Source organism: Bifidobacterium sp., from assembly GCF_051876855.1.
Classification (GTDB): domain Bacteria; phylum Actinomycetota; class Actinomycetes; order Actinomycetales; family Bifidobacteriaceae; genus Bifidobacterium.
On sequence record NZ_JBJEIH010000048.1, the window covers coordinates 1 to 11,198 of the forward strand.

The 11,198-nt window shown below is 59.9% G+C and carries 7 protein-coding genes, 1 tRNA gene and 1 pseudogene; 5 read left to right on the forward strand and 4 right to left on the reverse strand.

Annotated elements, in window-relative coordinates; translation table 11 throughout:
- Nucleotides 1-124: 124 nt before the first annotated feature.
- The 3 genes from ACI38B_RS03910 (at nt 125) to ACI38B_RS03920 (ending at nt 4,156) form a co-directional block, all read left to right on the forward strand.
- Complete coding sequence (locus tag ACI38B_RS03910; RefSeq protein WP_439729606.1) at nt 125-934, forward strand: hypothetical protein; 810 nt, start codon at nt 125-127, stop codon at nt 932-934.
- Between the two features lie 134 nt (nt 935-1,068).
- A complete protein-coding gene (gene pta / locus ACI38B_RS03915) occupies nt 1,069-2,754 on the forward strand; it encodes a phosphate acetyltransferase (protein ID WP_439729607.1) in 1,686 nt (561 codons plus the stop codon).
- Between the two features lie 172 nt (nt 2,755-2,926).
- A complete protein-coding gene (locus ACI38B_RS03920; protein WP_015450420.1) occupies nt 2,927-4,156 on the forward strand; it encodes an acetate/propionate family kinase in 1,230 nt (409 codons plus the stop codon).
- A 266-nt stretch (nt 4,157-4,422) separates the two neighbouring features.
- Here the strand turns inward: ACI38B_RS03920 and aroA are convergent, their stop codons facing one another.
- A complete protein-coding gene (gene aroA, locus ACI38B_RS03925; RefSeq protein WP_439729608.1) occupies nt 4,423-5,820 on the reverse strand; it encodes a 3-phosphoshikimate 1-carboxyvinyltransferase in 1,398 nt (465 codons plus the stop codon).
- Between the two features lie 231 nt (nt 5,821-6,051).
- On the opposite strand from aroA, the gene ACI38B_RS03930 reads away from it, so the two are divergent.
- Both ACI38B_RS03930 and ACI38B_RS03935 read left to right on the forward strand, forming a co-directional pair.
- Nucleotides 6,052-6,128, forward strand: a tRNA-Pro gene (locus tag ACI38B_RS03930).
- Between the two features lie 245 nt (nt 6,129-6,373).
- A complete protein-coding gene (locus ACI38B_RS03935; protein WP_439729609.1) occupies nt 6,374-7,714 on the forward strand; it encodes an ABC transporter permease in 1,341 nt (446 codons plus the stop codon).
- 137 nt (nt 7,715-7,851) lie between these two features.
- Here ACI38B_RS03935 and glgX read toward each other — a convergent pair whose 3' ends face one another.
- The 3 genes and pseudogenes from glgX to ACI38B_RS03950 form a co-directional block, all read right to left on the reverse strand.
- Nucleotides 7,852-9,993, reverse strand: a complete 2,142-nt coding sequence (gene glgX / locus ACI38B_RS03940) for a glycogen debranching protein GlgX (RefSeq protein WP_439729610.1) — start codon at nt 9,991-9,993, stop codon at nt 7,852-7,854.
- 111 nt (nt 9,994-10,104) lie between these two features.
- A complete protein-coding gene (locus tag ACI38B_RS03945; protein ID WP_439729611.1) occupies nt 10,105-10,812 on the reverse strand; it encodes an NUDIX hydrolase in 708 nt (235 codons plus the stop codon).
- A 177-nt stretch (nt 10,813-10,989) separates the two neighbouring features.
- A pseudogene (locus tag ACI38B_RS03950) lies at nt 10,990-11,198 on the reverse strand (Nif3-like dinuclear metal center hexameric protein); the annotation flags it as partial.

Below are 11,198 nucleotides of genomic sequence, written 5' to 3' on the forward strand. Positions count from 1 at the left end.
CGACCAGCACCACCACCCCCCGACCCACTCACCCACACCAAACAGCGAAAGGCCTATTTTTCTACGATGCAGCTTCTGCTATACACAGCACATTGCACAGCACATTGGAAGAGAGCCCGCCGTCATGGATGACGCATCAGAGAATATCATTCCGCCCCAGCAATACTCGCCGACCAGCCCTACGGCACCGGTTACTGCTCCGGACACCGTCGGCGCCACGCCGCCGGACAAACAAGACTGGGTGCAGGAGACCAGTAAGACAACAAAGGAGAAGATTCTGTATGCCAGTTTCGACTTCAGTAACACATTCACCCGCGTCTTCAAATTGCTGGCCTTTATGCTCTGTATCATCATGCCCCTCATTGCCATCGTTCCGGCAATCCTCATTGGAGGCTTTGATTTCCCGATGAGCGAGTGGGGGACGTTTGACCGCTTCTATTACATCTGCGCACTGTTGTGTGTGCCCATACTCACGGTAACAGCGGTGATGTGCTGCGCCTTGCTGCGAGACGGCTTCCAGCACAAGTCCGAAACCGGGCCCAATCTGCGACCCTTCGAAGCCGTGATAGCCATCCTGGCCATTGTTGCCGCGCTCATCGCCGCTACACACTTCTTCTTCATCCCCGCGGTCAAGGACATCCCTTACGTCGGCAATCCGGAGCGGGTCACACTGACCAACATCAGCACGTCCAGACAAGAGGGATATGACCCGAATTGCGGCACATACGGATGCCATACCACCTACTACCATGTTCAAGGGACGGACGCGAACGGTAAGCAGAAGGGCGTGGAGGTCGACTCGGCGCTATATTACCAGTGCGACGCCGCCGCTCACACGGTGAAAGGAGGCAAACTCATCATCTCCCGGCTGCCGAATACGCACCTTGAAATCTCATACTCCTGTCCGTATGTCGACAGCCCGCTGAGACAGTAGCAGAGGAAGGAACAACGACAGCTCCTCTTTCGACACAGCGGCATCCCGCGAAACACAACGACCGTACAATAGAACGGAACGATGATGCCCAAGCCTCGTGCACGGAAGCGCGCAGGCAAGATCCAAGGAGCAACATGTCGGAACGAGTGATCTATATCGCCAGTCCAGAAGGCGGCAACGGCCGCAACGTCGTGGCGTACGGGGTGCTTGATGCCCTCACCGCCGTCGCACGCACCGGGGTGTTCCGCCCGATAGCATGCCGTAAAAGCCCCATCACGCAAGCGCTTGTCGAAACGTCGAACGCAGGCCAGAGCCTCGAGGATGTGCGTGGGGTATGCCCCAAGTATGCACGCGAGCACCCGCAGTGTGTCCGGCCCGACATCGTCTCCGCCTACTACGACACCGTGAAAGCCAGCGGTGCCGAGGCCATGGTCATTGTCGGCACGGACGCCTCCCACGTGTTCAACCCGCACAGCTTCGAACTTGACGTAGACATCGCCGCGGACCTCAAATCCCCGGTGTTCCTGGCGGTGTGCACTATGCGACGCAATGGCGAGGAAGTGCTCGCGACCGTCGAATCCTGCCGTCAGGCGATCGAACACGGCGGCTCAGCCGTCGTCGGCGTTTTCGTGACCGGGTGCACGCCTGAGAAAGCCGATGACGCCCGTCAGGCCTTGTCCGGGCTTGATATTCCGGTGTGGACGATTCCCGCGGTCGATTTCCCCGATCCGGAGCATAACAATGCCGCCGAGCGCGCGCTGAAAGCATTCCGCGACAACGCTCCCGCCGACGAGGTCAGGGCAGCAATCGACACCCCCTTCTCCCCTGCCACCACGCCGTACGCGTTCCAGAACAAGCTGCTGCATGGGGCCAAGGAGTCCGGCGCGACCATCGTGCTGCCGGAAGGTGAAGAAGGCCGTATTCTCGAAGCCGCGGATTATCTGCTCGAACGCGAAGTCGTCGATCTGCTGATTCTTGGCGAGCGCGACGACATCCTCAAGCATGGTGACGAACTCGGACTCAAACACCTGTCCAAGGCACACTTCCAGAGCATGAACGATGAAACCGTTCTCGCTCCTATGATTGACAAGCTGTGCGAGCTACGGGCCAAGAAAGGCATGACGCCTGACAAGGCGCGCGAGCAGCTCAAGGATCCGAGCTATTTCGGCACGATGCTCGTCGTGCTCGGCAAGGCGGACGGGCTGGTGTCCGGCTCGGTCAACTCCACGGCGAACACCGTGCGGCCTGCCTTGCAGGTCATCAAGACCAAACCAGGCAATTCGCTGGTATCCGGCGCGTTCCTCATGTGCTTCAAGACGCATGTCGCCGTTTTCGCGGACGTGGCGATCACACCGAACCCGGATGCCCGTCAACTCGCGGAAATCGCCATCGAATCGGCGCGCACGGCCAAGAGTCTCGGCATCGAGCCGCGGGTGGGCATGCTGTCGTATTCGACGCTCGGCTCGGGCAAAGGACCGGATGTCGAGCTGGTCGAGGAAGCCACCGCATTGGTGCGTGAGCAGCAGCCGGATCTGCCCCTGGTCGGGCCAATCCAGTTCGATGCCGCGTGGGAGCCGGAGGTGGCCGCAACCAAGGCGCCGGGCAACGCAGTCGCCGGGCATGTCAACGTGTTCGTCTTCCCGGATCTGAGCGCCGGCAATATCGGGTACAAGGCAGTCCAGCGCGCGTCGGGCGCCCGTGCGATCGGGCCGGTGCTGCAAGGCCTCAACCGACCGGTCAACGACCTGTCTCGCGGCGCGACCGTCCAGGATATCATCAACACCATCGCATTGACCGCGATGCAGACGAAAGAGGACTGACCTGACCGGGCGTGCCCGGAGCTGGAGCTACAGGGCACGCCTGCGACTAGGGGCGTACGCTCATGGATCCGCCGTGGCGTGCGCCCCGATTTGTAGCCGCTCGCGAGTAAAGTCAGCTATGGTAGCCGTGCAGAACCGCACGGATCGTACACAACAATGGAGGATGCCCACTATGGCGAAAACCGTCCTTGTCATCAATTCGGGTTCCAGCTCAATCAAGTACCAGCTGGTCGACCTCGAGACCGGTGAAGGTCTCGCTTCCGGCCTCGTCGAGAAGATCGGCGAGCCGACCGACGGCCATTACAAGCACGAGTACAACGGTGAGAAGCATGAGCTCGAGGAGCCCATCCACGATCATGAGCAGGGCCTGAAGCGCGTGCTCGGCTTCTTCGAGCAGTACGGCCCGAAGCTTTCCGAGGCTGGCATCGTGGCTGTCGGCCACCGAGTGGTCCAGGGCGGCTACATCTTCCCGAAGCCGGCGCTCGTCACCGACAAGACCATCAACCAGGTCAAGGATCTCGCCGTGCTCGCCCCGCTGCACAACGGCCCGGAAGCCAAGGGCGCCGAAGTCATGCGCCAGCTGCTGCCCGACGTGCCGCAGGTCTTCGTGTTTGATTCCTCCTTCTTCTTCCAGCTGCCGGCCGAGGCCAGCACCTACGCGCTGAACAAGGACATCGCCGAGCAGTACCACATCCGCCGCTACGGCGCCCACGGCACCTCGCACGAGTATGTCGGCTCCGTCGTCCCGGATATCATCGGCAAGCCCGCCGAAGGCCTTAAGCAGATCGTTCTGCACATCGGCAACGGCGCTTCCGCCTCCGCCCAGATTTCCGGCAAGCCGATCGATACCTCCATGGGCCTGACCCCGCTCGAAGGCCTCATGATGGGCGGCCGTACCGGCGATATCGACCCGGCTGCCGTCTTCCACCTGATCCGCAACGCCCACATGAGCGTGGACGAGCTGGACACCCTGTTCAACAAGCGTTCCGGCCTGACCGGTATGTGCGGCCACGCCGACATGCGTGAGGTCCACAAGCTCGTCGCAGCCGGCGACAAGGACGCCAAGCTCGCCCTCGACGTGTACGTGCACCGCATCATCAAGTACGTGGGCGACTTCACCGCGCAGATGGGTGGCGTCGACGTGATCACCTTCACCGCCGGAGTCGGCGAGAACGACGAAATCGTGCGCAAGATGGTGTGCGATCGTCTCGCCCCGTTCGGCGTCAAGCTCGACGAGGAGAAGAACAACACGCGTTCCAAGCAGCCGCGCGTCATCTCCACGCCGGACAGCTCCGTGGTCATCGCCGTTGTGCCGACCAACGAGGAGCTCGCCATCGCCCGCAAGTCCGCGACCATCGCCGCGGAGGGCAAGGACTCCTACGGCAACGAGTTCACCCGCTGAATACGCCAGTCAGTCTAATCGGCTGGTCGATGACACAGTCGGTAACTGACCGTTGACACAGCTGAGGGGCTGTGAGGATGCGCACAAACATCCTTACAGCCCCTCATTCGTATATACTTGCGCGTCATCAGGTTCCCAGCGCCGGCCTTTCTGTTTCTGCCGACGCTGAGCATGCTGTCAGCGTCGGCAGAAACAGAAATGGGAGCAATCACAAGCAATACAGCGCGATTACACGATCCCAGTTGTCACAACAGCGATGACGCGAGTCAGCGCTGATTGAGCATATCTGCCCACATGCCCGGAAAATCGGGAATCGTCTTGCGTGTGGTCGCGATGTTGCGAATTTCAATGCCCGGCACGGCGAGCCCAATCATGGCGGCGAACGTCGCCATACGGTGGTCGGCATAGCTTTCCATGACCGCAGCATGCAGTGAAGCGCGCGGGACAGGTTCGATGGCAAGCCCGTCAGGCAGCTCCTCGGCTTTCCCGCCAATCCGCTTGATTTCGGTGACCAACGCTGCCAAACGATTGGTCTCATGGCCGCGCAGATGCCCGATTCCGTGCAACGCTGACGGCGTGTCGGCGAGCGCTGCTGCGGCGGCAATGCTCGGTGCGATCTCCCCCGCCGCGGACATGTCGTAATCCCCGAGTCCGTGGATGGTGCCGTTGCCGGTCAAGGTCAGTGTTCCAGACCGGTGGGTGTACGCATGCGGGTCGGTTTGGGCTTGTCGGAGGGCTTCGTCGAATGGCGTGCCGTCTAGCGTGACGTTTGCACCCATGTGCTGCAGGATTCCGGGCAGCAGTCCCCCGGGCTGGGTGGTGGTGTACGGCCAGTTCGGGATGGATACGCTGCCGGACGCAATCATCGCCGCCTCAAGGAAGGGAGCGGCGTTGGACAGGTCGGGTTCGACGGTGACGCCCGCAGGCAGTTCGAGCGACGCGGGTTCCACAATCCAGTGGCCCGGCTTGGGCATGCTGATATTCCCGCCTGCAGCCTCAACATCATGCATGGTCATGCGGATATGCGGCATACTGGGCAGGTGCTCGCCGGTGTGAGTGAGGTCAAGCCCGCTGGGGAGCCGTGAACCGATGAGCAGCAGCCCGGATATGAACTGGGATGATGATGACGAGTCGATGGCGACATGCCGCCGCTGCCCCTCGATTGACGTATGTTGCGGCGGGGTGATGGTGAACGGCAATCGTCCGGCCTCCCCCTCGTAGGCGATGGTCGCGCCGAGTTGCTCGAGCCCGTCGAGAATCGGCCCCATCGGCCGCTGGTAGGCTTGCTTGTCCCCATCGAAGCGGACCGGACCATCGGCGAACAGGACGAGGCCGGGCACGAAACGCATCACCGTGCCGGCGAGTCCGCAATACACGGTGTCCGAACCGTGGAAATATCCGCCGGCCGGAGGAGTCACGGTCACCGTGGTCTCATCATCATCCGCAATATCGCAATGCACTCCGAGCGTACACAGCGCGTCCATCATGAGTTCGGTGTCTCGCGAACGCAGTAATCCGCGCAATGTAACCGGCTTCGTGCCGAGCGCGGCAAGGATGAGGAAACGGTTGGACAGGGATTTGCTGCCCGGAATGGTCACGGTCGCATGGAGTGGGCAGCTCGCCACCGGCGCGGGCCAAGGGTCGGGATATGCGTGTTCGGTCATGGACACCATAGTATCCGAAATGCCGCATCTGGCAGCGCCTGATTACAGTATATGGGAACAGTCCGCGGGTTTGTGGGACAAGCCAATGGGCACAGTGGGGTCAGAACGGAAAGGCGGCGGGAATGACAATGCAAAACGGCGGAACTCCAACGAAATGGCGATGGAATAACAGTGTCGTGTCGTACTCGTCTTGGCTTTAGGTATAATGGGTGATTGTGCCGTTTGACACAACGGGCTGTAGCGCAGTTTGGTAGCGCGCCTGCTTTGGGAGCAGGATGTCGCAGGTTCAAATCCTGTCAGCCCGACCATAAAGCCGCGGAATTCCGACGATTCCGCGGCTTTCTTTTTTCCTCCTGACCCCGCGCGTAACCAGTTTGGGCGAACCCACAAACTATCTACGCTGACAACGTTCCCAGCGTAACCAGTTTGGACGAACCCACTGGCGCTAACGCCCCTCAGCGTAACCAGTTTGCGGGGCACCACAAACCAGCGACGCCACCCCTCTATCGCTGGCGATACAATGGCTGCTGCAAGGCAATGAGAGGAGAACGACGTGGGACGTAACCAGCGGGCTGAATCGTCGGGGCTGATTTCCTGTGTCGTCTGCGCGGTCATCGGGTACTTCGCGATGACCATGTTCCGCACCTACGCGCCCGCAATCTGGCAGCTGACCCAGCGCACATTCACCGCATGCTCAGGTATCGCCGCGGGATGTGCCGTCGTTTCGTTCATCATCGGGTATACGCATTTTTCCAGGTCGTTGCGAGAGAAACACCATTGGTATCTCGTCGTCCGGCGTCTGTTTGAGGTGCTCGCATTATCGGTTGTGTACGGATCGACGATATTCCTCACGTCGTTCATGTTCCTCGACATGATCAATTCGCTCATGGGCAAGACGATGACCGGGTACCTGCCTGCGATCTGCGCCGCATTCTCAGGAATCGTCGGCTATCTGACTTTCGTTCAAGCGGAGCTCATGAACGCGAAAACCCTGGCGTCCCTGCTGCCGTTCTTCATCATCGCAGGCGTCAGCACCGCGGGCTCGACCAGTGATGACCCGTATTGGGCGAATAACAATTTCTCCCAGCTGGGCGACCGCACCACGTTCGCGGCACGCATGTTCAATTCCACACTCATGCTCGGTGGCATTTGCATCATCATCATCAGCTACTTCGCCATCTCCGAGCTCGTGGCGAATTACCGGCAACGTCTGCGCTGGCATGGCGACGAGACAAAACTGGGTTCGGGCCCTATCCCCCATTTCGTCCCGCGCACCGTCATTCTCGGGATTCTGCTCACGCTCGCCGGCATCGAGTTCTTCGGCATCGGAATGTTCCGTTACACCCCGCATCCGGTGTTGCACAACGTGTTCGCGCGCAGCCTGCCCGGCGTCATGGGCATTCTGCTGCTCGCCCTGCCATGGTTGGCCCCTCAGCTGTCGAAAGCGGTGTATGTGATCTCTGATCTTGCAATCGTCGTGTGCGCTTATACCGGCATCATCTGGTTGGAAGGCGAGAATACGCTGACGAATGTCGAGGCGTTCGCCGGACTGCTGTTCCTCGGATGGTTCGTGGTATTCACCAGGCAAATTGCGGCGATCGAAACTGACCGCGTCCAGGCGCAGCTTCTGCACGCCCAGTATGATGTCGCAGTAAGCGGGAACGATGCCGATGCGATGCGGACCGTGCCGATTCCGGTCAACGTGCCGGTGACGAGAGCATCCAAAGACGATGTGGAAGCTGCCAAGACAGCCGGTTCAGGCGCAACCGACGACGATCATTCGAAATCCGGTCGCCGCCATTGGTTGCGCTGGCTGCCTTCCCGGCATCACTCGACAATCGAGACGAAACCGGTTGATTCGTCGCTGGAGTCGCGGCTCGCATCCGACCAGTAATCGGGCATCAGCAGCGCGACAATCGGCGATCGGCCGTACCGACCAGTTTGTGTAGCCCAGTCAATCACGGCCTATCACTGCGATTGCCGGACAATCATCGGATATCCCTGAACAACCGCGCGTTCAGAGCAGTTCCTTCAGAACAGCTCCTCCTTGTCGGTATCATCCACGCTCATGAGCAGCAGGAAGCTGCGCGATTGCGCGGTGATGTCGAACCCGGCCTCATAACTCAATTCCGGCCCCTTGGGATTGTAGGTATCGACGACCAGCTGCCACTTCTGTCCGTATTTCTCGTCAGGCAGCGTGAACATAATCGGCTCGTAGTGGGCGTTGAAAATCAGGATGAAATTATTGTCGACCATCTGGTTGCCGTACCAGTCGCTCTCAGGAATATCCTTGCCGTTGAGGTACACCATCATCGACGAGGCGTGCGTGTTCTGCCAGTCATCCATATCCATGATTCGCCCGAGATGGTCGAACCATTCGACCTGCGGTATCGTATTCTCGTCATCGCCCGGCGTGCGCCCCGTGAAGAAGCGGCGGCGGTGCAGCACCGGATGGTCGAGCCGCAGATGAATCATCTTGCTGACGAACCGCAGCAGATCCCTCTGGGAATCGTTGAGATCCCAATTTGTCCACGAAATCTCGTTGTCCTGGCAATATGCGTTGTTGTTGCCCTGCTGTGTGCGCGCGACCTCGTCACCGCCGCAAATCATCGGGATACCTTGGCTGACCAGGAGGGTGGCGAACATGTTGCGCATCTGCCGTTCACGCAGTTCGTTGACGTCACGGATGCTCGTCGGGCCTTCGACACCGCAGTTCCAGGAACGGTTGTTGCTTTCCCCGTCGCGATTGCCTTCGCCGTTCGCCTCGTTGTGCTTGTTGTTGTAGCTGACCAGATCGTTCATGGTGAAGCCGTCATGAGCGGTGATGAAATTCACCGACGCGACCGGCCTGCGCCCGTTCTGCTCATAGAGGTCCGAACTGCCCATCAGTCGGCTGGCGAATTCCGGCAAGGTCGAAGGCTGTGAGCGCCAGAAATCGCGGACGCAATCGCGATATCGGCCGTTCCATTCCGACCAGCTGGATGGGAAGCCGCCGACCTGATAGCCGCCCGAGCCCAAATCCCACGGTTCGGCGATCAGCTTGACCCGCGAGATGACCGGATCCTGTTCGACGATGTCGAAGAACGCCGACAGCTTATCGACTTCCTGGAACTGGCGTGCGAGTGTCGCGGCCAAATCGAAACGGAACCCGTCGACATGCATTTCCGTAACCCAGTAGCGCAGGCTGTCCGTGATTAGTCGCAGCGCATACGGCGAGCGCATAAGCAGCGAGTTGCCGGTGCCGGTGGTGTCGAAGTAGTGGCGCTGGTCGTTGTCCACGAGACGGTAGTACGCCTTGTTGTCGATGCCGCGGAAGCTCAGAGTCGGCCCGTAGTTGTTGCCTTCGGCCGTATGGTTGTAGACAACGTCGAGGATAACTTCCATGCCGGCATGATGATATGCCTTGACCATCGATTTGAACTCGTTGACCTGCTCGCCGCGCTCGCCTGAGCTGGAGTAGGAGTTCTGCGGCGCGAAGAAGCCGATGGTGTTGTACCCCCAGTAGTTGCTCAGCCCTTTCTCTTGCAGGAACGAGTCGTTGACGAACTGGTGGATTGGCATGAGCTCGATGGCGGTGACGCCAAGCTTTTTGAGATATTCAATCACGCCAGGGTACGCCAGCCCCGCGTAGGTGCCGCGGATATCCGGGGGCACCATGGTGTTGAGGTTGGTCATGCCGCGCACGTGCGCCTCGTAAATCACCGAATCGTGATACGGGATGAACGGATGCTGGTCGTTGCCCCAATCAAAGTACGGGTTGATAACCGCGGCTTTCATCGTATGGGCTGCAGAATCGAGCGTGTTCATGTCGTGCGTGTCGTCCGGGTTGCGGAACCAGTACGAGTACAGGCTCTCATCGCCGTCGATGTTGCCTTCAATCGCCTTGGCATACGGGTCCAGAAGCAACTTGTGCGGGTTGCACCGCAGCCCCTGTTCGGGGTCGTACGGCCCGTATACACGATACCCGTAGCGTTGCCCGGGCTGGATGCCGGGAAGGTAGTTGTGCCACACATACGAGTTCTGCTCGGTCATCTCGACGCGCGTCTCATGGTCGTTCTCATCGAACAGGCACAGTTCGACTTTGTCTGCCACCTGCGAGAACAATGCGAAATTCACGCCCGCGCCATCGTAGCTTGCCCCGAGCGGAAACATGGAACCAGGTCTGATTTGCATAATTCCAGTATCTCACGTTTTGCCGCTTCTTGTTCGCAGGCTAGCCCGCCGTGTGTTTTCCTGTTGGCGCGCCTTTGATTGGTGCCACCCGATTGGTGCCGCCCGAACAATTTATGCGACGGTATCGCCCTGACGCATTAGTCGCAGCATCTCATGCTGGATGGCGATGATGGCGTTGGATTCGGTTACGGGCGTGTCCAGAAGCTGCCTGAAGGAGACCCACGCCGATTCGACATGCTCGTCGGCGTCGAAATGCCGGTCTTCGGTATGCCAACGGTCAAGGTGGATGACCATGATGTTGGCGAGCTCATCGGTCATGCCTTCGGATGAATAGAACGCCCCGACATGGTCGAAGCGGACGGCGGACAGGTCGTCGGGCACGGTTCCGGTTTCCTCGGACAGCTCACGCAGGGCGGCCTGCTCGGGGTTCTCCCCCGCGTCCATCAGACCCGCGGGCAGGCCATAGGCGAAACGGTTGGAACCGATTCGGTATTCGCGTTCGATAAGGTAGCGGTCGCCCGGCACGTCGTGCACCAGCATGACCACGCATGGGGCGTGTCTGATCAGTTGTCTGCGGATTCGCGCGGTGCCGCCGTCGGTCTTCGGCAGATCGAGAACGATATCGTCGATGGCGAAAATCGGGCCTTCGAACACCGTTTTGCGGCTGACTTCGCGGACGGAACCGTTCATATCGACGCCGTCCGACGAGCGGTCGAGCAGATGCTTCGTATGCGATTGGCTTGCGGTCTCATCTTGAGCGTCGTGGATATCCGACGATTCGGCGTCGGCCTGCTCGCCGTGAGCGAAATGGTTTTCCATGTCAGTGTGTTCCTTTCTGCCCGCCGATGGGCGGATAACGGAGGCGGATGGTGGGATGCGGATTCTGCTATGAACATACGGACGTACAGGTACGGCAGGTATCAAGAGCGCGGTTGCTTTGATGCGTCTGACGTGTCTGAAATCCAGCCAGCCCGCACCCGGCATCCGGTCTTCGGTTCAGCGAATCACCAGATCCCACGGGTCAGTGCGCATATCAATCCACATGACTTCAGGACGCTCGCCGGACCGCGTTTCAACCGCCCTGGGGACGTCATCCAGCGCATATCTGAACCACAGTGATTCAATCGCCGAATGCGGGGTGTTGATAAGCGCCGGGCGCATATGGCCGTCCCCGCTGCCCGCATGCAGGCCTTGCCGTCGAAGCG